At 44.1% G+C, this 23,847-nt stretch carries 20 protein-coding genes and 1 other annotated feature; of the genes, 3 read left to right on the forward strand and 17 right to left on the reverse strand.

Translation table 11 applies throughout. From position 1 onward, the window contains the following. Positions 1 to 738 carry a GntR family transcriptional regulator gene (locus tag NO352_RS18090; protein WP_005543942.1) on the forward strand — a complete coding sequence of 246 codons (738 nt, stop codon included), beginning with the start codon at positions 1 to 3 and terminating at the stop codon, positions 736 to 738. Positions 739 to 810: 72 nt separating this feature from the next. Here NO352_RS18090 and NO352_RS18095 read toward each other — a convergent pair whose 3' ends face one another. Further along, positions 811 to 2,622, reverse strand: a complete 1,812-nt coding sequence (locus tag NO352_RS18095) for a flavocytochrome c (protein WP_289356360.1) — start codon at positions 2,620 to 2,622, stop codon at positions 811 to 813. 142 nt (positions 2,623 to 2,764) lie between these two features. Beyond that, entirely contained in the window at positions 2,765 to 3,304 is a 540-nt protein-coding gene (locus NO352_RS18100; protein ID WP_289356362.1) for a GNAT family N-acetyltransferase, read from the reverse strand. A 116-nt stretch (positions 3,305 to 3,420) separates the two neighbouring features. Between NO352_RS18100 and NO352_RS18105 the strand changes: the two genes are divergently transcribed. Next, entirely contained in the window at positions 3,421 to 5,169 is a 1,749-nt protein-coding gene (locus tag NO352_RS18105; RefSeq protein ID WP_289356363.1) for an ABC transporter substrate-binding protein, read from the forward strand. A 63-nt stretch (positions 5,170 to 5,232) separates the two neighbouring features. Here NO352_RS18105 and NO352_RS18110 read toward each other — a convergent pair whose 3' ends face one another. Together NO352_RS18110 and NO352_RS18115 are read right to left on the reverse strand one after the other, a co-directional pair. Further along, complete coding sequence (locus NO352_RS18110; protein ID WP_005543948.1) at positions 5,233 to 6,252, reverse strand: alpha/beta hydrolase; 1,020 nt, start codon at positions 6,250 to 6,252, stop codon at positions 5,233 to 5,235. Positions 6,253 to 6,386: 134 nt separating this feature from the next. Continuing rightward, the gene (locus NO352_RS18115) at positions 6,387 to 8,075 is read right to left on the reverse strand and encodes an alpha/beta hydrolase family protein (protein ID WP_289356365.1); all 1,689 of its coding nucleotides are present in this window, start codon (positions 8,073 to 8,075) and stop codon (positions 6,387 to 6,389) included. A gap of 281 nt (positions 8,076 to 8,356) precedes the next feature. On the opposite strand from NO352_RS18115, the gene NO352_RS18120 reads away from it, so the two are divergent. Then, positions 8,357 to 8,461 (forward strand): DUF6254 family protein, encoded by a 105-nt coding sequence (locus tag NO352_RS18120; RefSeq protein ID WP_005543954.1) that lies wholly within the window; start codon positions 8,357 to 8,359, stop codon positions 8,459 to 8,461. 228 nt (positions 8,462 to 8,689) lie between these two features. Here NO352_RS18120 and NO352_RS18125 read toward each other — a convergent pair whose 3' ends face one another. The 13 genes from NO352_RS18125 to NO352_RS18185 all read right to left on the reverse strand — a co-directional run bounded on the left by NO352_RS18125 (position 8,690) and on the right by NO352_RS18185 (position 23,599). After that, on the reverse strand, positions 8,690 to 9,001 hold the full coding sequence (locus NO352_RS18125; protein ID WP_163975031.1) for a YerC/YecD family TrpR-related protein: 312 nt from the start codon (positions 8,999 to 9,001) through the stop codon (positions 8,690 to 8,692). 245 nt (positions 9,002 to 9,246) lie between these two features. Further along, complete coding sequence (nhaC, locus tag NO352_RS18130; protein ID WP_005543959.1) at positions 9,247 to 10,623, reverse strand: Na+/H+ antiporter NhaC; 1,377 nt, start codon at positions 10,621 to 10,623, stop codon at positions 9,247 to 9,249. Positions 10,624 to 10,706: 83 nt separating this feature from the next. Continuing rightward, the gene (gene pdxK / locus NO352_RS18135) at positions 10,707 to 11,534 is read right to left on the reverse strand and encodes a pyridoxine/pyridoxal/pyridoxamine kinase (protein WP_289356367.1); all 828 of its coding nucleotides are present in this window, start codon (positions 11,532 to 11,534) and stop codon (positions 10,707 to 10,709) included. Positions 11,535 to 11,610: 76 nt separating this feature from the next. Next, positions 11,611 to 13,482 (reverse strand): tyrosine decarboxylase, encoded by a 1,872-nt coding sequence (gene tdc / locus NO352_RS18140; protein WP_289356369.1) that lies wholly within the window; start codon positions 13,480 to 13,482, stop codon positions 11,611 to 11,613. Positions 13,483 to 13,559: 77 nt separating this feature from the next. Next, positions 13,560 to 14,969 carry a tyrosine-tyramine antiporter gene (gene tyrP, locus NO352_RS18145; RefSeq protein ID WP_163975037.1) on the reverse strand — a complete coding sequence of 470 codons (1,410 nt, stop codon included), beginning with the start codon at positions 14,967 to 14,969 and terminating at the stop codon, positions 13,560 to 13,562. A gap of 1,044 nt (positions 14,970 to 16,013) precedes the next feature. After that, entirely contained in the window at positions 16,014 to 16,727 is a 714-nt protein-coding gene (locus tag NO352_RS18150; RefSeq protein WP_289356371.1) for a protein rep, read from the reverse strand. Between the two features lie 56 nt (positions 16,728 to 16,783). Continuing rightward, a complete protein-coding gene (gene tyrS / locus NO352_RS18155) occupies positions 16,784 to 18,046 on the reverse strand; it encodes a tyrosine--tRNA ligase (RefSeq protein ID WP_040735453.1) in 1,263 nt (420 codons plus the stop codon). A gap of 88 nt (positions 18,047 to 18,134) precedes the next feature. Further along, positions 18,135 to 18,359, reverse strand: a binding site (T-box leader). A 318-nt stretch (positions 18,360 to 18,677) separates the two neighbouring features. Further along, entirely contained in the window at positions 18,678 to 20,315 is a 1,638-nt protein-coding gene (groL, locus tag NO352_RS18160; RefSeq protein WP_005542538.1) for a chaperonin GroEL, read from the reverse strand. A 127-nt stretch (positions 20,316 to 20,442) separates the two neighbouring features. Continuing rightward, positions 20,443 to 20,724, reverse strand: a complete 282-nt coding sequence (groES, locus tag NO352_RS18165) for a co-chaperone GroES (protein ID WP_005542539.1) — start codon at positions 20,722 to 20,724, stop codon at positions 20,443 to 20,445. A 301-nt stretch (positions 20,725 to 21,025) separates the two neighbouring features. Continuing rightward, positions 21,026 to 21,808 carry a twin-arginine translocase subunit TatC gene (gene tatC / locus NO352_RS18170; protein WP_005542540.1) on the reverse strand — a complete coding sequence of 261 codons (783 nt, stop codon included), beginning with the start codon at positions 21,806 to 21,808 and terminating at the stop codon, positions 21,026 to 21,028. Between the two features lie 77 nt (positions 21,809 to 21,885). Beyond that, a complete protein-coding gene (locus tag NO352_RS18175) occupies positions 21,886 to 22,155 on the reverse strand; it encodes a twin-arginine translocase TatA/TatE family subunit (protein WP_005542541.1) in 270 nt (89 codons plus the stop codon). Positions 22,156 to 22,282: 127 nt separating this feature from the next. Continuing rightward, positions 22,283 to 22,783 carry a MogA/MoaB family molybdenum cofactor biosynthesis protein gene (locus tag NO352_RS18180; RefSeq protein WP_005542542.1) on the reverse strand — a complete coding sequence of 167 codons (501 nt, stop codon included), beginning with the start codon at positions 22,781 to 22,783 and terminating at the stop codon, positions 22,283 to 22,285. 93 nt (positions 22,784 to 22,876) lie between these two features. Beyond that, complete coding sequence (locus tag NO352_RS18185; protein WP_005542543.1) at positions 22,877 to 23,599, reverse strand: 5-formyltetrahydrofolate cyclo-ligase; 723 nt, start codon at positions 23,597 to 23,599, stop codon at positions 22,877 to 22,879. Between the last annotated feature and the right edge of the window lie 248 nt (positions 23,600 to 23,847).

Raw genomic sequence — 23,847 nt, forward strand, 5'->3', positions numbered from 1 at the left:
ATGGCAAGCGGGTCAACTCAAGTAAAATATCTCGCCATTTACCAAAAAATCAAACAGCAGATTTTAGACGGCGAGTATAAAATCAACGAAAAAATCCCAAGCAGCCCAATCCTTGCTGAAAAATTCGGCGTTGCGTCTCTTACCATCAAAAAGGCACTGGATCTGCTGGTTCGTGATGGCTACATCATCCGCCGGCGCGGCAGCGGAACGGTGGTTCAAGACTGGCATCAGCAGGAAAAGGCGCGAATGATTCAGACCTTAATCGGTACCAAAGCTGTGTACGGCAGTGAGGTAGAAAGCAAGATCATCGAATTCGCGATTATCGGTGCGGACGAAACTATGGCCAGAAAATTGGGGATTGCAGCCGGCGATTTTATCTATAAAATCATCCGCCTCCGTATTATTCACGGTATCCCGACGATAATGGAGCATACATGGATGCCCATTTCGGTCATACCTGGTGTTGATGTTACGGTATTAGAGCAGTCGATATACTCGCACATTCAAAATAAGCTTGGTCTTCAAGTGGGAACATCGATTGTACGAGTCAAGGGAATTCGTCCAGATGATAGGGAAAAGCAGTTTCTGGACGTAACGGATCAGGACTACCTGATGCGAGTCGAACAGGTAGCCTACCTGACTGACGGACGCACCTTTGAGTACTCTTACGCCGACCATCTGCCGGAAACCTTTGAATTTGAAACCGTCATTACCGCAAAGAATTATAAAGAGTCATAAAAAAGGAAGCACGACTCTCCACCTATTTTGGTAAATGAGAAGTGCTTCCTTTTTTGTGTTCATCTATTACAGCTACTTCACAGACTGTTGTCCTGCAATACGACCGAACGTAATGGCATCCGCTACTGCGTTGCCGCCGAGACGGTTCTTGCCGTGGATGACGCCAGTTACTTCACCAGCAGCGAACAAGCCTGGAATCGGCTGTCCCTTCTCATTCAATACTTGGGTCGTCTTGTTAATGACAACACCGCCCATCGTATGGTGAACGGATGGAACTGCTTTTTCAATATAATAAGGGCCTTTACTCATATCCTTCAAACCTGCACGATGATGGAAGTCCTTGTCATCGCCCGCCTTCGCGAAGCCATTGACACGTTCAATCGTCGCCTTCAATGCAGCCGGATCGATATTGAAGAACTTCGCAGCTTCTTCCAATGTATCTGCTTTATACAATACGCCTTCTTTTACAAGCATATCATACTCGTCCTTGTGTACCTCATGAGTCTTGCTAATATTCGCAATATCTTCATTCCACAACTGGTAAGCGTATTTTCCCTCTTGCGCCAAAATTGCTTTGGAAATAACGTCGCGACGTTCAAGCTCTTCTACAAAACGTTTGCCGCTTTGATTCACAAGGATTGCGCCATCGAAACGGCTGTCCGCTACCAGTGAAATTACACCGGTCTTCGGATTGCAAATTGGATACGTTTGAATGCTCGCCATATTGGTCAGTGCCGCCCCTGCAGCTTGTGCCATTACAATACCGTCACCCGTAGAACCTGGGGCGTCTGTTGTCATGTATTTCTCATCATACTCTGGATTGTACTGCTTACGCATTTCTACATTGGAGCCAAAGCCCCCGGATGCAATAATAACGCCCTTGTTCGCATGGAACGTCAGCTTGCTGCCGTTCTCACCCGTTGCTTCGACGCCAATCACCTTGCCGGATGCATCGGTCAACAGTTTATCTGCCTTTGTATTCGTTTTCAACGGAATGCCTGCTCCGTCTAAGTGCTTCTTCAGCTTCGTAATCAGTTCTGCTCCTGTATGTCCCTGTGGTATAAGCGCTCGCTTTACCGAGTGCCCACCAAATTGGAAGAGGTGATCCGGCAAAAATTCAACCTTTATCTCATCCTTCAGCCATTCGGCTGCTTGGGTAGCATTCTCAGCCATCGTGCGCACCATCTCTGGATCGCCGACGTTGTCGCCGCCTTTCAATGTATCTTTAATGAACAATTCGACATCATCTTTAATGCCAAGTTTCTGTTGAACCCATGTGTTCGCTGCATTCATTTCCCCGCCGGAAATTAGCGTGTTGCCGCCTACTGTAGGCATCTTTTCCAACAGGACGACGGAAGCACCAGCCTTCTTCGCTTCGATGGCCGCACTGAATCCCGCTCCGCCTGCACCAACTACGACGATGTCATAGGTTTGTTCTGCAGGCTCCTCGGATTTATTGGAGGAATCGGCTTTCTTCGCAATTAGCGTAAGTCCTGCCTTGGATACGGCATCTTTAACTGCATCAATGAAACCATGGCTTGTCATACTGGAGCCGCTGATCGCATCTACTTCAGCCGTATTGGTGCTGATCATATTTTCTTTAAGCTGTTTATATACAGGTTCGGCCAGAACTTCATTCTCTTTCTGTTCGAGTACCTTAATATCTTTGATTTCATTATTTTCAAAAGTTACTTCTACCTTAATCGCACCGTGCTTCCCATCACCTTCCCCGACAGATGTAATGGTCTTGCCCTGCTGTTCTTGCTGAGATGCCGCATCCGAGCCTTGCGCTCCCTTGCTTCCATTCCCATTACCACAAGCTGCTACCATTACGATAAGACATAAAATCAGCAGCCAGGTTCCAGCCTTGCGAATGCTCTTCATGTTGTGATACCCCTCGTCTGTGTATACTGGTTCGCTGCGCATGCGAAAGATGTACCGTACATGGATAATGGTAGCATATACTTTGATTTTTAAAAGTGAAAGTTATCACTTTCACCAAATGAATAGTTATATTTTTCACTTTCTATGTAAATTTTACTGTGTATTCCGATTGCAGCAGTCCCATATGAATAACATCGTGCCAAGCTCCATTGCGGAATAGGGCTTCTTTCACGATCCCCTCTTGCTTGAAACCTATTTTCGTATACAGCTTAATCGCTCTTTCGTTAAAACCGAACACTCGTAAGGATAGCCGATGCAAATTCAACTCGTAGAAGGCATATTGCAGTAAAATCTGCAATGCTTCCTGTCCGTATCCTTTCCCCCAATAATCCGGTTCTCCGATATCGATAATGAGCTCTGCATTGCGATTTTTGCAGTCGATTGAAATAAGTGACATAATTCCGATGGGCTTTTCAGTGTCTGCATCAGCAATGATGTATGATTTCGAATTCGCTGATCCGAGGATAACGCTGCGAACGAATGCATCGGTATCCTCAGGGGTATATAAATCCATGCATGGATTTGTGGTCTCCATCACCCTTGCATCGTTTCTCCAGCTATGATACACCTGTACATCCTGCTCTGTCATTTTGCGCAATCGGATTCTTTGCGTTGTGAACATAGGAACGTCTCCTCCCATTTCCTCTTAGTAGATAATTGCCTTATCCCTATTATCAGTCTTGCAAAAAGAGGAAAAAAGGGTATAATCCTTGCTTACATGTCCCCTTTTAGAGTGAGGTGAGCGAATTGCTTCAATTGGATTATTTGTCATTACGCGCTTATCTCTACGAGCGTGAACGTAACCGTACCGCAGCGCTGCGGTTGCAAGAACTGGAACATGTATGGCATTGCAGCCGCAAAAATGCCAAGCGAAAGCTGCATAAGCTAGTTTCTGAGCATTACTGTACTTATACTCCTGGACGAGGCAGGGGAAATCAATCCGAGATATGCTTTGTTACGGATTTTTATGATGATTTGCTTGATTCCATCCAGCACAGCCTTCAGCATCAAGACATGGAACAACTACTTCATGTCCTCCAACTTCCTTTTCCAAGGCAGTGGATCGGTGATTTGCAAAAGCCTATTCAAGAGCAGTTAGGGCTGCGACCTGCAACGGCAGACAAAGATGTGTTACATGCCATTACAACCTATCCAGTAACAAATCTTGATCCTGCGTTCGTATCAATCACCTATGATTCAATGCTTGCCTCGTTAATCGGAGATACGCTGCTCCGTTTTGATGCAGATCAGAATGAGCTTGTGCCTCATTTGGCTATTGGATGGGAGGTTGATGAGCAAAGGCATACATGGACGATCTATTTGCGCAAGCAGGTATGGTTCCATCACCATCGCGCTTTGACAAGTCGGGATGTCAAGTTTAGCATGGAACGGCTCATGCATCTAGCCTGTCCCAATCGCTGGCTAGTCCAGGATATCGCATCCATAGATTGTCCTTCGCCACTCATGGTTCGCATTGTGCTTCAACGCTCGAATCCTTTGTTCGGACGCTATCTAGCGTCAACGCCGATGATTATCCTCCCAGAGAATAGTGCGACTGCGGATAGGCTGTTTATTGGCACTGGACCTTATCGAATCGTATCCAGCCAGCAAAATCGAATTGTGCTGCATGCATTTGATCCGTATTTTCGCGAGCGCGCTTATATAGACGAGATTCATTGTTGGCAAATGCCGCCGGAACGGGCTCATCTTATCCAATATGACATTCCGAGCACTGGAACAGTTCAGTTCAATCCAGCAAATGATCGTACCGCGGAGCTCGGATATCGGTTTGCTATTTTCAATGCGAAGCACTCCCCTATCATGCGGGATCGAATGTTGCGATTAGCATTGATCGAATTGCTGGACATGGAGGCTATGTGGAAGGAGCTAGATCGAACTGAGCTTTTCCCTGCCTCTCATTTTTTCCCGTGGAAAAGCACTCTGATCAGGAAAAGTCTAGCTAGAGCAAAAAGTTGGCTTACCGACAGCTCCTATAACGGCGAAAAGCTGCGGTTATATATGCTGGATGTCCCAGAAGCATGGGAGGAAGCAGCCTGGATTCAACAAAGAGCGCTTTGTATCGGGATTTATATCGAACTTCACCCCTACTCTTTCGACGATGTCCATAATCCGACAAACGATCAAGACATGGATATCATCCTGTCCGGTGAGGTCTCTTCGCTTGATCCGCATCTTTCGGTGCTGGCTGCTTTCCGCAGTGAGGCATTGGCTTTCCGTCGTTATTTGAGTGTTGAACAACTGGAATGGATTGAATCCCAGTTATTTTTGTTCCAGCATGAAAATACAGAAGATAGGGAAAAAAGGATTGATTGTATCGTTCAATACTTAGTTGACGAAGCCTGCATCGGGTTCATGCACCACCCGCAGCACGAGCATCCTATCCATCCTATGCTGCAGCATATTCAATATGATTCATTTGCATTTGCTGATTTATATAAATTATGGACTCCACAAGTTGAGAAATAGTAAAAATAAACACCAGGAGCACAGTGCGCACTGTCTTATTCATTTGTACTGTCTCCTGTTTTTTTATTTGCTTGCGTATTGTTTCAAAAAGGATAAGCTCTGTTCCAATGCCATCATTCCAGGCTCCGTATCCAGCTTGAATTGATATTCATGCTCAGTAATGGCTTCATTCTTAGCAAAGAATAGGGTATGAACGGGAACATTTACAGCTTCGAGCCGCGCAGCCAACTCTTTTCCGTGCTCCTCGAACGAGTTTTTGTTCCCGTCTGTAATAAAGGCTGGTGGATAATCCTTGGTCACAAAGTTGACGACTGAGGCTAATTTCACCTTCTCGACTTCGTGCCATTTCTTCTCTCCAATGTAGCTCCAAGCGATTTGATTCAGGAAAAATTGAATGGGCAATGCGTATTCCGCACTGTGAAACTTCTCTAAATCAAAGGGGCCGCAATACAGCAGTACTCCTTTTATAGTATCTCGCGGTACTGCTTGCTCCATTCCCATTTGACGTGCCAAATCTGAGTGTGTCTGAATGGCTGTATAATTGCTGGCAATCTGTGCTCCTGCCGAATCTCCGGCAAAGAACAGCCGATTGGCATCAATCGGGAAATGCTCCGGATTTGCCTTTACATATTGATAAAATTCATCCAGCTGCAAAATAGGCGTAGGATATTTGGCTTCTGGCGCTCGCTCATAATTCATCGTCAATACCGCATAGCCATGACTTGCTAACATAGTGGAGAAAATCGCAAGATCCTTCTTATCCCCTCCCACATACGCGCCACCATGCACCCAGATAATGGTCGGATATGATTTCGTTCTTTCGGACATTTTCGGCAAGTATATATCGAATCGGTTATCCTTATACTTCGATGGATAAGTCAAATCACGCTGCGCCTGCACTTGGCTGCTGAACGATTCATACCCTTCAGGCTGGGTTGCAATTGGGGTTTCAAATAACTTTCTCACGAATAGGGCGGTTAATGAGGGTGTGCTGTTCACCAATATGTAGGGAATAAAAATAAGGAGAACGAAGGTAATAAAAATACTGATTATAAATTTTCGTGGTTTTTTCGTACGCCTCATGCTATAAATCCTCCTCTGTGTACATCATTTATCCAGAATGACGTACAACGTACAAAGAGCGCACCGCCTTGAATCAGACAGTGCACTCTTGTTCATAATAATCAATACTAAATGCGTGTGTAATGAACATTACATTAGGATTGAGATTTTATCCATTTCGACAGGTCATTGATAACCTCAAGCGGCACATTGCCCGGCAGCATATATTCTTCTCCCGTAGAGGGCTTATCATACGGTACAAAAACATGGTTCAGCTTTGGATATAGCTTATACGCTACATTGGTGCGAGCCGCTAGCGCCTTCTTCCAGCCGTCCAAATGCTCCTTGCCTACTTGAACATCATTGTCCCCTTGAATAAGCAACATTGGAACCTGTTGATTTTTTGCAATTTCCCCGCCGTAATAGTCACGGAAATCAAACCACCAGGAAGGCGTCCCCAGAGGCAAATTCGCCGGGTAGTTGTCTACTGTGTATTCTTTATTTTTAATGATTTGAAGCGACTGTTTCCAAGCCGCTACTTGCGCTTCCAGTTGGGCAATCGATTGTTCAGGCAGCTTTGCTTCCTTCGCACGAGCCACTTGTCCTTCGAATTGTGTCAACATAAGATCTTCAAGCGGACCTGAAGGGCCTGCTGCAATAACAGCCCCTCGAATCGACTTCGCCGTATCCTGAGCAAGAATTCTAGGTACGAGCATCCCGCCTTGACTATGGCCAAGCACAAATATTTGCTGCTTGTTTAGCCGCTTATCTTGGGCTGCCCATGCAACCGCATGCAGGGCATCATCTGTCGACTCTTCCTTCACTGTAAAACGCGGAATCGCACTCGACTGATACGGGTATTCGCGTGTTCGCTTCTCATACCGAATCGTTGCAATTCCTTGTTTGGCAAGGCCAACGGACAAGTCACGGAACATTTTGGTTCCGCCGATCCACTCATCGCGATCATTCGCACCCGATCCATGAACGAGCACAAGTACTGGATAGCTGCCTTCACCCGATACAGGCAAGGTTAATGTGCCTGGCAGCTTGAATTGCCCTTCTCCAATTACAATCGACTCTTCCCGATACGCGTTCTTATCCTCGTAGGACGGGGCTTGATATTGACCTTGCGGCGTGAAGTTGAAGTACATATCATCCACCAAACCATCATTGGCATAACGAAGCACCACGGATAATACCGCACCTTTATCAGTCTTGAATGAGATAGTAACATTGCGATGCACTTCATTTTCGCTTTGCAAGGCTTGAATCATTTGGGTTGGCTTTCCGAGCATGGTTGTGACTTGTTTAGCGAACATGCCAATTGGATGAACCTGTCCTGCCTGTTGAAGCGCGGGAGTAAGGTGTGATTGAATCTGTTCTGCCGCTTCTGGATGATCCGCGGCTGCAGCAAACTGCATAACGAATTGGGAAGCAAGCGTCTTCCAATCCGATTTGTCTGCTTGCATCTCCCCATTCATCCATTCTGCTTGAATTTGCAGCGCTTCGCGCATACTGTCCAAAGGAACAAGCAACATTCCCTGCTCCAATTTAGGTGCCGCTGACAGCTTCCAAGATTGCCCGTTCACCGTAGATTCAACACTTCCACTGCGCACTATCCATACTCGATCTGAAAAGGCAACCGTTGTTTCTTTTGTACCCTGATCCCATTTTACATAAGCACCAATTGCATTCGCTGCTTGACGAAGCGGAACCATAATAGCCCCATCCTTCTTCTCAGACACTGCTGCTTCATGCTTCATCTCTTCTGCAAATGCAGTAGGCACGGCACTTCCAAGCAGCAAGCATGCTGCCATCATCCATTTCCATGCTGATTTATTCACCTGAATCATCCCCCGACCCTTGGAATACTGATCATTCAACATTAGATATTTAGATAAACATCTAAATAAAGAATATCATACAACTTATTCCTCTGTCAAAACAATCCACATGCGTTCACCACCTAACATTGGCGGGGATAGCCGCTGTCAATACAGCTCATATTAATGACACATTCGGTTCACATTCAAATCGAATGCTGCTGGCTAGACAGATGCTTGTATCTATCTAGCCATGATCTTATGATGCCTGATTGGCTAATCTCAGGAGGAGGCTATCATTCATGTCCATTCCGAAACATCGCCGGGAAAACGCCGATAAAATTCGCAAGCAAACTCCGCATGCGCATGGCAAGGTGAAGTCATTCAAGGAGCTCGTTGAGGAGTAGCATGCATTGGTTGGGGGTGACTAGAGCAATCCGCTTACTCATATGACTGAGCGAAGCTAAGTCTCCCCCTCCTTCTCCCCTAATTGGTTTTTGGGCATGGAAGTTGCTTTACATGTAACTAGAAAGTAATTGATGTGAAAGTTGAACCTTCAAGGTGCGCAAGCCTGTATGGAGAGGTTTTCCTAGTACGAAGATACATATATTCGTAAGAAATGATGATTGGTAAGCTTATTTTGAACCTTTGTCCGCTTGTTCCTTCATCCGGGCGAACATCAATTCATAGCTATGGTTGCCGTGATTCAAAGAACGCTTAACACGGGAAATGGTAGCTGTACTTGCGTTTGCTTCTGCTTCAATCTCACTGTAAGTGTTATGGTTGTACAGCATCTTGGCAACCTGAAAGCGTTGAACCATCGTCTTGATCTCATTCACTGTACACAAATCATCAAAGAAAGCATAGCATTCCTCAATTGTCTCTAAAGACAGAATTCCTTGGAAAAATTCATCTAATGATTTGCCTTGCAGTTCTTCTATTAACATATGTTAACCTCCTTGAGTCATGGCTGATTCCAATCTCATCGTGTGTGAAGGTGGGATTAGAAGGTCATTTTCATGTGACAGAATCCAGTTTTGTGATTTTTTTCTCCAGATATTCTGAAATAGGTATAACATATTATAGCATTGATTTTCATTAGTAATTAATTCCACGCATTTCACAGAAGCGATGTGCTCTATCGCAGAAAAAAAGCTGGCTGCACACCAACTTTTTCTCTTCGACTTTTCGATTAGAGCGTTTTAGACGCTTGTTTAGACTTTCTCAAGAAACCATAAAGAATATTGAGCAGTGGTGCTGCAATACAGAATATTGCAAATGGTAAGTATTCAAGTGTAGATACGCCGAGCGTCCCCGTAATAAATACTCCGCTAACCCCCCAAGGAATAAGCGCATTAAAGGCCGCTCCTCCATTTGCGAGGATTCTTGTCATTTCCTTGCGCTGGACATTGATCGCATCATATTGTGACTTGAACGCTTCACCTGGTAAAATAATGGACAAATATTGCTCCCCAAGCAGCAGGTTAATCCCCATGGAGCTAACTGCTGTCATTAGAATGAGCTTTCCTTTTGTGCTGACAAAGGAAGAAATACGAGAAATAATTGTTTTAATGATGTTCATTTCCACTAATAATCCACCTAAAGACAAGGCAAGCAGAATAAGTGAAACAGACCACATCATGCTTTGAATACCGCCGCGAGACAATAGCTTGTCCACACTCTCAACGCCTGTGTTCGCTACATAACCATCCTGCATAAGCTTAGACAAACTAGCCAAGCTTGTCTCTGGATGATAAATGAACAGAATTCCAATTGTAAAGACAATGCTTAGGAGCAAAGTCGGAATGGCCGGAATTTTCCGCCAGGCACATAGAAAAAGTACTAACACTGGTATTAGGGTCCAAGCCGAAACAGTAAATGACGAATTTAAGGTTTGAACAAGTTCATTAATTTGTTCGCCTGTCGTCAGCACCTTCGCGTGACCTACAATTCCAAAGAATAAAAGTGAAATCAGAAAGGCGGGAATGACAACCCGCAGCATATAACGGATATGTTCGAACAAGTCAACCTCACCAATAGCCGAGGACAGGTTCGTTGTATCTGATAAAGGCGAGACGTTGTTTCCCAAGAATGCACCTGAAATGATTGCCCCAGTCGTAATGGCGGGATGGTATCCCATAATCTGCCCCATTCCGAAGAAGGCAATACCTACAGTCGAGATCGTAGTGAAGGAGCTCCCTACTGTAATGCCAACGACTGCACAAATGATAAAAACAGAAGGCAAAAAATATTTAGCGGACAAGATGCCAAAGCCATAAACCATAATCGTTGGAATTGTTCCTGCTGCAATCCACACGCTGATTAAGGCTCCAATTAGCATAAAGATGAGAATAGGGATTAATCCGGGCGTAATACCGTTCGAAATTCCTTTATGAACGCGATCCCAAGATATGCCCTTTATTTTAGCGAAGACGATAATAATTCCCAAGGAGAATAATATCGGAATTTGTGGATCCATGCTTAAGCCGATAATGCAAAATCCTATAATGGCTAATAAAACAACTAAAAGAAATAAGCTTTCTTTCAGTGTAACCTCTTCCTTTTTCATATAAGCCGAACTCCTTCATGACCATCTATTGCAATGCTGCGCTCGCAAATGGGGTCTATAGATTGGACATATATCATGCTGTCTTAGCGATTCATGCGTTGTTCAGCCTTATTGTACGCACCATGCCATACAGGGCCTACATACTGGTTGAAGGCAAATCCGCCTCGAATCCCCTCTGTAACAAATTGCTTGGCTGCTGCTACAGCGTCCTTGACCAGCATACCTTTGGCTAAACCAGCCGCTATCGCTGCTGCAAACGTACAGCCTGCCCCATGATTATGGTTTGCTGCCAGTTTATCCGCCTCATAAAGCGTGAAATCTTTACCATCGAACAGCAAATCAATTGCTTTCTGATCTTCTAACGCCTTGCCGCCTTTAATTACAACGTGTTTTGCCCCAAGTTCGAAGATCTTATGCGCGGCTTCCTTCATGTCGTCCAAGGTACTTACCTTGCGCATGCCTGCCAATTGTCCCGCTTCGAACAAATTCGGCGTCACAACCGTTGCTCTAGGTAGTAAAAGCTCTCGAATGGCTTGGCTGTTTTCCGGCTGCACAACTTCGTTTTCGCCTTTGCACACCATAACAGGGTCAATGACGACATTCGCGATATCGTGTTGATCAATAACTTCTCTAAGCAACTCGATTACGGGAATCGAGCCGAGCATGCCTGTTTTCATCGCATCTAGTTTGCCCCCAGAGAGTACGGTTTTAATCTGGTCGCGCACCAGTTCTGGATCGATAGGATATACAGCGTGATGCCAGTTCTTATCTGGATCCATGGTTACAATGGATGTAATAGCTGAGAAGCCAAATGTTCCGTATTCTTCAAAAGTCTTAAGATCCGCTTGTAATCCAGCGCCGCCGCTAGAGTCCGAACCTGCAACCGTTAATACCTTTTTGATGTTTGTCATATCCGGCACCCCTTGGATAAAGAGGAATGCGCAACAACCTAAGATTGTTACGCATCCCATTTTATAAATTTGAATCTTACATTTCGTACATGTAGATTTTTTCAAGCTTGTCTTGAATCGCTTTCTCAATCTTAAGCGCATATTCTTCAAATACGTCTTTGTCATGAGCATATGGAGACAAGGCACAAGCACGAAGGATTGTAACTTTTTCAACACGATCCCATTCTTCTCTGCTGAATCCAAGACTGTTGACGAATTCCAATGGGCTATTGCCATAGTCAGGAATTGCGAAGTCTGTATGCGAAGTGATGAATTCGTTGCTGTACAATCCGCCCTTCACATAGGAAGCATAGTCGAAGAAGTCATGGTTCAATTTGTTCATTTTCTCCAAATCTGTGTTGCCTTCTTCGTTAAATACATAGTCAACCATGTTGAAGTCTGGTTTAGTCAACGGATGAAGTTTAATCACTTTGCCATTCACGTTGAATGTTCTGTCCATCAAGAAGTTGTAGAAGCGGTAAGCACCTTCGATGCTTGCGCCCATCAACTTACCAAATCCTGTTACGTTAAGCGGCAATACTTTGTGCGCTGTCCATACAGCCGCTGCTGTAGCACCAGCTTTGGAACCTTCGAGAATGTACGCACCAAGCAATGCTGGGATGTCTGCACCCTTCTCGAATACATAGGTTGCGAAGTAAGAAATCGCGTCGCGCATTCTGATATCTTGAATAACGATTGCACCTGCAGAATATGGGATATAGCCCATTTTGTGCGGGTCAATTGTAATGGATTCAACTTTGCTCATTGCCTTGAATGCTTCATAAACGTCTTCTGTAAGCCATTCGTTCTTCAAGTTCATATCTGTGAAGACATTGTGTTTCTTGAATACTTCATCGATTTTGTTGTATTCGATGAATTGATCATTTTCATCCAAGAAGATAGAACGTGCATATCCGCCGTAAGCTGCATCAACGTGGATATAGAAGTAGATGCCTTCTTTCGCCAATTTTTCGCGAAGAGCAACCATTTTATGAATATGGTCGATTTGACCTTCTTCTGTACTTCCGACTACGCCAACAACCCCAAGGACTGGCGTATTTTCTGCTGCCAGTTGACGAATGCGTGTTTCCAGCTTCTCAATATCCATGTGATAAGTGCTGTCTACATCGATTGCTTCAACTGCATCCAAGCCGATACCGATAATGTCGGCTGCTTTCAGCCAGGAATAGTGTTTTGTTTGTGGAATCAACCATTTACCAAGCTTGTTCAAATAACGGCCGCTGCGTGCGGATTTTGCTTTGATATCGTCCAATTTATCTTGAACTTTGTCCAAGATGTCCATAATTTCTTGCGTAGGCATGTTGAGCAATTCCCATTCGGATTTGCCTTCTACATGCTCAGGTGCGACTTCTTTAATAGCAAGCGGCAAAGATTTGATGTTACGTGCATACCAGAGACCTTCCAAGTTCGCGATGGAACCGTCAGCACAGATGTGTCCCCAGCTTTGTCCTTCGCGATAGCTCATCATTTTGCACAATTGATGTCCCACTTCTTCTTCCATTTGGGATGTACCTGGAGAAGATTCATAGGCTACGTTGTTACCGTTCCACAGCATTGCTGCTGTATAAGCGATAATCGCTGGCATCAATGTTTCGGAGTTCATATGACCCCAGAAGCGACCTGCTGTATGCCATGGCAACGATTCGGAACGAAGCTTAGAAGACAATTGGTCGAATACGCTGCGCATATGATCTGCAGTATCTTGGAAGCTTTGAGAGCTTTTATCGAAAGGAGAGATGACTGGCAAATCTTGCGGTTGATAGTTTTGTCTCCAGCCAACATGCTCGTCCACAATTTTATTCAATACTTCTTTGAAAAGATTAACGTTCTCGCCTTTAGAGCCAAGGAACAATGCTTTCAAGTTAACTTCCGGAATTTGATAGTTCATGTTCTATTCCTCCCGATGTGTATGAAATCGAATAAATGAATTACTGAAAATGATTGCTGAAGGTTCAAACTGTGAAATTATTCACTTTTTTTCCAGCTTGGCTTCTTGAATTTATATATGATAAGGGCAATACCCACCATAACGATAGTTGCACTAACTTGATAAATGATGTAACCCGTTGCTTGGCTTGGATCCAGGACAGATGGCGGAATCAAGCTGACAACCAATGTAATGCCTACACTAAGCAAGGCCAACAAGGATACGAACCACATCAAGCCATTGCCTTTGCTGCCAAGTCGGAAAGGTCTTTCGACTTCCGGCATTTTGTAACGAAGACGAACTGCCGACATTGCAATCAATGCGTATACGATACAATAGAGAATTGTTGTTGTAATCGTGATAATCAAGAATGCACTGTTAACATCTGGTACTACAATATAAAGAACGGAAACTAACGAGATGACAATCGCTTGAATCAATACGAACGAAATCGGAATGCCTTTACTATTTCTCTTTTGGAAGAATGGAGGCAAGTTACCATCCTCTGCAACCTTGATCATCGATTTACTTGGTCCAAGTACCCATGCGCTCAACTGAACGAGTACACCGATAAGAATCATGGCCGAAATAATATTAACGAAGATGGATGGAATACCTAAGTCTTCACAGAAGATCAGGTAAGGCTGCGTAATGTTCGCAAGCTCCATTTTACCCATTGGAACACCGTTCGCTACTGTAAGACCTGCAATCAGGTTGAAAATAACGAGCAGGATAACGGAAGCGATTACCGCGATCGGATAGTTGCGTTTCGGATTTTCAATGTTATTCGCATGAACAGAAGAAATCTCTACACCTGCGAAGATAAAGATGATACCAGACAAGAATGCCAAGCTTCCCAAATCACTTAGATTCGGCAGCAAGTCGCTTGCTTTGAAATTGCTCAAATATCCTTCAGGACGAATGCCGTTTTTCATCATATACGCTACGCCAAGGATAACGAGGATAACGAATGGGATATATACCCCGATAATCGCGCCCCAGTTACCGGCAATTTTGACCATATCGAACTTTAAGTTCAATAATGTTACGCCCCAATATGAAATTAGGATAACTGCGAATATGAAGTAATTGTTTGATGATAAATCGGGAACATTAATAACGTATCCGAATAGAACACCTACTGTGGATGCGACCATTACCATCCCGAAGAACATTTGTACCCATAAGAGCCATGAGGTAACGAAGCCCCATTTCTCGCCTAACGCATTTTTAACCCATACTTGCGGCCCGCCCTCTTCAGGGAACCCTGTTGACAGCTCGGCTGACATCAACGCGATTGGCAAGGCGAATAATACGGCTGCAACCAACATATAAAAGATTTGAGTCCAGCCTGTGGCGGCAAGTGTCGGCACACTACGAACAGTACCAAAGAACGCCATCGTGATACCAATCAACCCGAACAGCGTCAATTTTTTTGAATTGGCCATAGATCTATCCTTCTTTCTCTCAGTTGTCTAACCTTTTCAATCTTCCTAAATTATTCAAATCAATGAATAAGGTATGAATTGAAACTATAGGAAATCAATTGAAACGCTTCGAGCTCACCCCTTGATCATATGGAATTATTTATATAGTTTTGTTAATCGATTAACTTGCACCGTCAGTATACGCCTCATTTTTTTGTTCTGTCAATTCGATTCAACACCTTGTCACATAAGGTTTTTTCGTCATTTTCCAAAATCTTGTTAACAGATACTTTAAAGCTTTTTCCAGCAATTCGATGAAGGCTTTAAAGGTTTTGCGCTTCTATAGATAAAAGCATTTTCAGGGTGAATTCATGAATATAAATGCGTTTTGTGGTATTTTTATATGATTCCTTTTTCATCAATTCTACTATCTATCTTTTGTGATTGGCCCCACATCCTTTCCATGATGAAATGAGATCACACCTAGGGGCTGGTTGCCTACCATGCGATATCACTATCATGCGTTGTGGAACTTGTTCTTATTCCGTAAGGTTGAACGCAATTGAGGACAAATCTGGAATGGCAAATCGCGATTGAGGAAAAATCGAAAGGGAATACTTATACATCATGGAGGATAAGCTTACATGGATGATAGAGAAAGGTGAATCTCTCAGAAATTGATAATCCCTTCTCCATTTCAAATATTTATCAATTTCCATTGAAACAATTGAATCATTTGGAAGACATACGAACAGGTTTAATTTGGTAATCCTTCATTGAAAAATAGACTGATCTATGCGTTAAAATAAACTCTAATCTTTGTTTGATATGACAATCGTCATATTTTAGTTGTGAAATAAATCATAGCTAACTTTTCGATTGTTTATCTCTTTCTTTTGTTTTTTTCAAAAAAACGCTCGTTGCGCAAAGCTTGATTTGAATGTTCCCCCTCTACATCCAGTTTTTATTAAACAGTTACATGCTCCATAGAACAAAAAAAGAATCGGATAAATTTCAAATCCGATCCTTCTATCTAATTGCTTCTTCTCATTTTGCTATTCTCGTTCAAATTCCGTTTATGAATGGATGAATGCGCTCATTTTCATGTCGTATTCCTGGGTACCAATCGAGCATTATTTCAAATACAGCATTCGCAATCGTATCTTCTGTATCATACTGATTTATATCGACCACGACAGCAGGATTCAGCCTTTCCATATATTCCTTCATCATTCTGCTATACCCGATAAGCCGACGCGATGCGAGATGGATACTTGATTCGTTCTGAATTTGTCTTCGTTGACCTGTATCCTCTACCAGCCTGCTTAATCCTTGATCCATCTTACGAATAACCGTCTGTTGCTCTCCCTTCGCACTTACGACCTTCACGTTCACAGTCACATTATCCGTAGAATCCATATCCATTGCCTTGCACCACAAGGCAAGCCACGACTCGGCCTTAATATAATATCTGCCTTGAAAGTAACTCTTAATCGTTGGCAGCAAAATGTGAATTGTGGGATGGCATACATTCTCCCCGCTCACGATATCCAACATACGAAAGTAACCAAGCGATGCTTGCTTCACACTTTTGTACTTGCACAAGCGATTGAATCCAATTAACATCCGATCTAACTCTTTATTTATCCGTTCGCTAGCCACATCAGCAAGTCCAAGCTCGACGATGAGCCAGTTAACCTGCTTTTCTCGATTAACAGCTGTTATAATGCGATGATTCACATAAGCGCTTTGAAGCGATTTTTTCCATAATTCTGGCATTTGGTTATCCCGCCCCCTACATAAAGGAGATAAAGGAAAGAGAATAGCTGTAGCAGCTATTCTCCCAACTTCACGAGGCTGTAGCTCTTTTTCCCTTTACGGATGATGATGAAGCGGCCGTCGAAGGAATTGTCTACGGTAACTGTCATCTCGAGATCTGTTACTTTCTCACCGTTCATGGAAATGGCGCCATTCGTAATATCTTCACGCGCTTGACGCTTGGAAGGTTCAATACCAAGATCAACGAGCCAGTCTACAATATTTTTCTCTTCTTTAGAAGCATGGAATGTCGGCATGTCTTTGAAGCCTTGCTCGATTTCATCTGCAGTCAGCGCTTTGATATCTCCGCTGAACAAAGCAGCTGTAATTTTTTGAGCTTGTACCAATGCTTCTTCACTGTGCACAAATTTCGTCATTTCTTCAGCAAGCACACGTTGTGCTTCACGCTTATGCGGCTCTGTTTTCACCTTTTCTTCCAACTCGTCGATTTGTTCCTTCGTCAAGAAAGTGAAGAATTTCAGGTATTTAATTACATCGCGGTCGTCTTGGTTTGCCCAGAACTGGTAGAACTCGAATGGAGTCGTTTTGTTCGGATCAAGCCAGATTGCACCGCCTGCTGTTTTACCGAATTTCGTACCATCTGCTTTGAGCATGAGCGGAATCGTCAAGCCGAATGCTTTGGCTTCTGGGCCTTCTTTTTTGCGAATCAGATCCAGACCGCTTGTAATGTTACCCCATTGATCCGCGCCGCCGATTTGCAATTGAACGTCTTCATTGACGAACAAGTGATGGAAGTCCATCGACTGAAGAATTTGGTACGAAAATTCAGTGAAGGAGATCCCTGTGTCGAGACGGCTCGCTACGATATCTTTTGCCAGCATCGTGTTGACGCTGAAGTTTTTCCCGTAGTCGCGAAGGAAATCAAGAATCGTTACGTTATGAGTCCAGTCGTAGTTGTTCACCATGCGCAGACCCGTTTCGCCTTCGTTCAGGAATAGCTTTTTCATTTGTGCAGTCAGCGCATCTACGTTATTCTGTACTTGATCCATCGTCTGCAAGGTACGTTCTGTTGTACGGCCACTTGGGTCACCGATTGTGCCTGTTGCTCCACCAATCAAGATTACTGGACGGTGTCCCGCAAGCTGGAATCGTTTCAGCATCATAAATGGAATCAAGTGTCCGATATGCATGCTGTCGCCAGTAGGGTCAACACCGCAGTATAACGATATCGATTTCTCGCTTGTTAATTTACGCAAACCTTCCGCATCCGTTTGTTGATTAATGGCGCCGCGCCATTCCAATTCATCGATAATGTTCATCATTGTGATTCAGCTCCTCGGTGTAATTTTATATGTTATAAAAAATGGATTAGAAAAACAAAAAAATCGTCTCCTTGTCTATTGTAGACATAGGGACGATTAATTAACCGTGTTACCACCCAGCTTGCATGAACAGTGCTGCAGCCACTATTCATACCACTCTCGGCAATGATATCGATTGCCAATCCGCTTAGCGTTACCTAAGAACCTCCAGAGTGTAATTCGCAATTCATTGTGTGTACCAGGTCGCATCAACCCCTGGCTTTCTGAGAACAGGGACAATATTGCTACTTCGCTCTTTCATCGGGTTATTCAATATTAGATTACTGACAATCTTAGAACTTATAAAACCGTTTGTCAACACCATTTTTTTGTAATTTTAAAAATTGAAGGAGTTCGGAAAATGAATAACTCGGGACGAAGGCTATAAAAAAGACTTCCCATGACGTTCTAAAAGAACGTATGAGAAGCCTCTTTCATCCGGTGTGTTACCTAGATTGCCTCTTGTAAGGTGGGATGGTAACCCGATGCGATAAAGTTACCCCATTGAGCGTGAGTCATTCAATCAGAAATAGAATCTTCCGCTAAAGCGCGGTCGTTCATCTTCGAATTAACTTCGAAAATGATTCTATTACATCATGCCGCCCATTCCGCCCATGCCACCCATGCCGCCCATATCAGGCATGCCGGCTTTTTCTTTCTCTGGCTTGTCAGCAATAACCGCTTCTGTTGTCAAGAACATAGCTGCAACGGAAGCTGCGTTTTGCAACGCGGAGCGCGTAACTTTCGCAGGGTCAACGATACCTTGAGCGATCATGTCAACCCACTCGCCTGTAGCAGCGTTATAGCCTACGCCAACTTTTTCGTTTTTCAAACGCTCAACGATAACGGAGCCTTCTTGGCCAGCGTTGTCAGCGATTGTGCGAACTGGGGACTCAAGAGCTTTCAAGACGATGTTCACGCCTGTTTGCTCGTCGTCAGATGCTTTTACAGCTGCAACTGCATTATATACGTTCAGAAGCGCAGTACCGCCACCAGCAACGATACCTTCTTCAACTGCTGCACGAGTCGCGTTCAAAGCGTCCTCAATGCGCAATTTGCGCTCTTTCAATTCTGTTTCAGTAGCCGCACCAACTTTGATAACTGCTACGCCGCCAGCCAATTTAGCAAGACGCTCTTGCAGCTTCTCTTTGTCGAACTCGGAAGTTGTTTCTTCCAATTGCGTGCGGATTTGGTTTACACGTGCGTCGATGTCTGCTTTGTTGCCAGCGCCATCAACAACAATTGTGTTCTCTTTTGTTACGCGTACTTGACGAGCAGTACCCAATTGATCGATCGTAGTCGATTTCAATTCAAGGCCGAGCTCTTCTGTAATCACTTGGCCGCCTGTCAATGCAGCGATATCTTGCAGCATTGCTTTACGACGGTCACCGAAGCCAGGAGCTTTAACAGCTACGCAAGTGAATGTACCGCGCAATTTGTTCACTACCAATGTAGCAAGCGCTTCGCCTTCAACATCTTCAGCGATGATAACCAATTGCTTGCCTTGTTGAACGACTTTCTCAAGTACAGGCAAGATTTCTTGGATGTTCGTAATTTTCTTATCTGTGATCAAGATATAAGCGTTGTCCAGAACAGCTTCCATCTTGTCAGTGTCTGTGATCATGTATGGAGAGATGTATCCACGGTCGAATTGCATACCTTCAACCACTTCAAGCTCTGTATTGAAACCTTTGGATTCTTCGACAGTGATTACGCCATCCTTGCCGACTTTCTCCATCGCTTCAGCGATCAACGTACCAACTTCTTCGTCAGCTGCAGAAATTGCCGCAACTTGAGCAATATTTTGCTTGCCTTCGATTGGCTTCGCAATGCTGTGCAATTCTTCAACCGCTGCTTTCACAGCCTTCTCGATACCTTTGCGAACAACCATTGGGTTCGCGCCAGCTGTAACGTTCTTCAAGCCTTCGCGGATCATTGCTTGAGCCAGAACAGTCGCTGTAGTTGTACCGTCACCAGCAACGTCGTTTGTTTTTGTAGCTACTTCTTTAACGAGTTGTGCACCCATGTTTTCGAATGCATCTTCCAACTCGATTTCTTTCGCGATCGTTACACCGTCGTTCGTGATAAGCGGAGAACCGAATTTCTTCTCCAATACAACGTTGCGACCTTTTGGTCCAAGCGTCACTTTAACCGCATTTGCCAAAGCATCTACACCGCGAAGCATCGCACGACGTGCTTCTTCAGAGAACAAAATATCCTTAGCCATTAGTGAAACCCTCCTCAATTCGTATCAATATGTTCATTCGTTCATTTTCATGTATGTGATTCAGCGGTTCCCACTCAGGAACCTGATCATGTGATTGCAAAATGAGCGCATACGCTCTACGGCTCTATTAGCCGATTACTGCGTGGATGTCGCTTTCTTTCATAATCAAATATTCTTTGCCTTCAAATTTGATTTCAGTTCCAGCGTATTTGGAGAACAGCACGCGGTCGCCTTCTTTTACTTCCAAAGCCACACGTTGGCCGTCTTTCCACACTCCGTTACCTACTGCCACAACTTTGCCTTCTTGCGGCTTTTCTTTGGCAGTGTCCGGCAATACGATTCCGAAAGCTGTAGTTTCCTCCTTCGCAATTGCCTCGATCAATACGCGTTCACCTAAAGGTCTGATCATGAAAAATAGCCTCCTTTTTAAACAAGAGTTATAAAGTGAAGAATCCGTCGCCCGTTATGTACAGACAATGGCTTCACATCAAATATTGTAATGTGTTAGCACTCGATAGTGGTTAGTGCTAATAACAATTCTTATGATACTGATTTTAACTTTCGAATGCAAGGGGGTATTCGCTTAAAAATTTTTAACTTTTTATATGCAACCTACTCTCATAGTGCATGAAGTCCTGTCTTTACCAACAAAAAATGCAGGTAGACAGAGTGCAATTCTGATCACACTCTCTCTAGCCTGCATTTATGACTTAGGCGATTGTAGCGTCTGCTGATTCATCGAATTCCTTTTCCCATGCTTGCTGTTCTGCCAATTGCTTACGATATACGATCGAAGACAAGAACACGCTTAACTCATACAGTACGAGAAGAGGGATCGACACCAAAATGTCTGAGATAATATCCGGCGGAGACAGCATCGTACCTAATACGATCAACACAAAATAAGCAATGCGGCGCATCTTGCGCAAACGCAGCGGATTCAACAATCGAATTCGCGTCAAAAACATAATGACTACCGGCAACTCAAATAACAACGAAATCGGAAGCAGAATATTAAACATAAACGAAAAATATTGCGTAATTCCGTACGTTGCTTGCAGCTCCATATGCTTATTAATCGATGAGGTAAATTCAAAAGCCATCGGAAAGACTACAAAATAGGCAAATGACAGCCCTAATAAAAACAGCAAAAATACGAAGGGCACATAACGAAGTGCCGCGCGCCGCTCTGCTGCTTTCAGGCCTGGACTGACAAAAGCCCATAACTGATACAGCGTAATCGGCAGCGTAATTGCCAAAGCAACAATAAAGGCAAACTTCATATAAATGCTGATTCCATCCCATAGAGAGAAGCCATGCAGCGGCATATTTTTGGCTGGCTCGACACTTCGCAAATAGTTATATATCGGATCGGCAAGGATAAGCCCGCCTACGAGTCCGACAACAAGAGCCACTAGAATCAGAACAATCCGCTTGCGCAGTTCGACAATGTGCTCGACTATCGTCATTTGGTCTTCCTTTTCAATCGACATTCCTACACCAGCCTGTTCATCTCATTGTTGCAATCTTCATTAGGCGTCACAGCAATTGGTGTGACACCAACGAAGCATTACTCCGGCAAGCGCCGCTGAGACTCGGAATTAGTCGTCGAAGCCATTGGCGAAGGCTGTCCAGACTTTTCTACTTCTACATGCTGCACTTCCTTACGCACAGGCTTAGACTCTTCGTCATCCCCCATAATATCGCGTGCACCTGCTTTGAACTCACGTAATGTACGGCCAAATGCGCGCCCCAGCTCAGGAAGTTTATTCGGTCCGAACAATAACAAGGCAATAATCAACAGCAACAGAACACCTGAAACGCCGATTCCGTTAAACACCTTGTAACTCCACCTTTCATCGCCCCTATAAAATAAAATGCTATGATATTCATCATAACATACTAGATATGTAGAAAATACCAATGAACTGTAACAAATTTATGAAAATCGTTCCAGTTTCGGCAAATCACTCGAATTCATCCGCGCTGCTCAGATTCCCGCTTACTGCATATAAAGCATGCGGCAGCTGATCAATAATCGCCAGCAAATGATCATGAACACCCTTAGGGCTTCCTGGCAAGTTGATAATAAGTGATTTTCCTCTAATCCCGCATACGGCACGAGACAGCATTGCTTTGCGGGTTCGCTGCATCGCTGCATATCGCATAGCTTCTGCCAAACCGGGTACCTCTTTATCGACGACCTTCATTGTCGCCTCAGGAGTTACATCTCGCGGAGCCAATCCATTGCCTCCCGTTGTAATAATTAAGTCTGCTTGGAAATAGTCTGCCATTTCAATTAATGATGCAGAAATATCGTTAATCTCATCAGGCACAATTCGGTACTCTACAACCTCACCATGCAGCTCTTCTTCCACCAGTTCACGGATAACCTGTGCGCTGGTATCCTCTCGCTCGCCGCGTGAACCTTTATCACTTGCTGTTAAAATCGCCACTTTCCAAAGCATGTTCACTCCTCCTTCCGCCATCGCCACGCCAAGTTTATGGAATCATCTTTTATTCACCAATATACTGGATATATCCCTCTATTTCTTCATTATTCAAAGGGGTTCGTCTTTCCGCTCTATATGGTAAACAGGTTGCTGCTGCAATCCAAATTCGAGTTCTTCCCCCAAAATCCTTCTTTGCTCACAAAAAATAATGCCTTGTTCGGAGATGAGCAGATCGACACCAATATCGTGTGGCTCCATTGGCACTTCATCCGTAATCTGCCAAGAATAGATGCAGCTTATCCGTACAACAGAAAAATTCTCCTCGTCTTTTTGATTATGCATACCCTGTTCCATAAAAGTCTGCCAAAATCGATCGTAATAGCCTGCCCCTAGTCCGAGTCTGCCCCCTGTGCGGTCAAAAGCAATTCCGGGAACAATGATAACGTCAAGGCTTCCCCATTCTTCAACTAGCAGCAAGCCTGACTGGGGTTCTGGTTCATGAAGGCCAAAGTTGCTTTCTATTAGCCTCGTCTCGCTATCCCAACGATGCAGTGTCATGGTTCTAGTAGATGGAACCGTGCGCGGCAAGTAAATGTTGTCTCCGGCATGCAAGCATTCTGTCAGCAATGGCTTTATGTCCAACTCCCTGCCAAACGGCCAATAGCCAAAAATGCGAAGTGGACGCTTCAATTGTGCTCGAAGCTGCATGAAATAAGCAGAAGCAAGCTGACATGCCCCTGTACTGGATATAAAATATTCTTTCTCCATTACCGCCTTACGGCGTTGTTTGAATCGTTCTCGAAGTATGCCTTTATCTGCCGTGGACTCCAATTGAACTCCCTCCTCGGACAATGCAAAGTCTCTTCGTTTTGTATATCACCTATGTATGCTCATTTACTCGCATTTTCACTTGTTTTCACCATTTTCAACCTTAGTTTACCATCCTTGCTTCATTTCCGCCAGCTATACACAATCATTCGCACTAACTGTCGCACCACTCTATATTAGATATTGGGAAACGTAAAGATTTCGCACTTTTTCGCATTTTCATGTAAACTTAAAGGGATATGTTCAGTCTG

The sequence above is a fragment of the Paenibacillus sp. S-12 genome (assembly GCF_030363895.1).
Taxonomy (GTDB): domain Bacteria; phylum Bacillota; class Bacilli; order Paenibacillales; family Paenibacillaceae; genus Paenibacillus_B; species Paenibacillus_B alvei.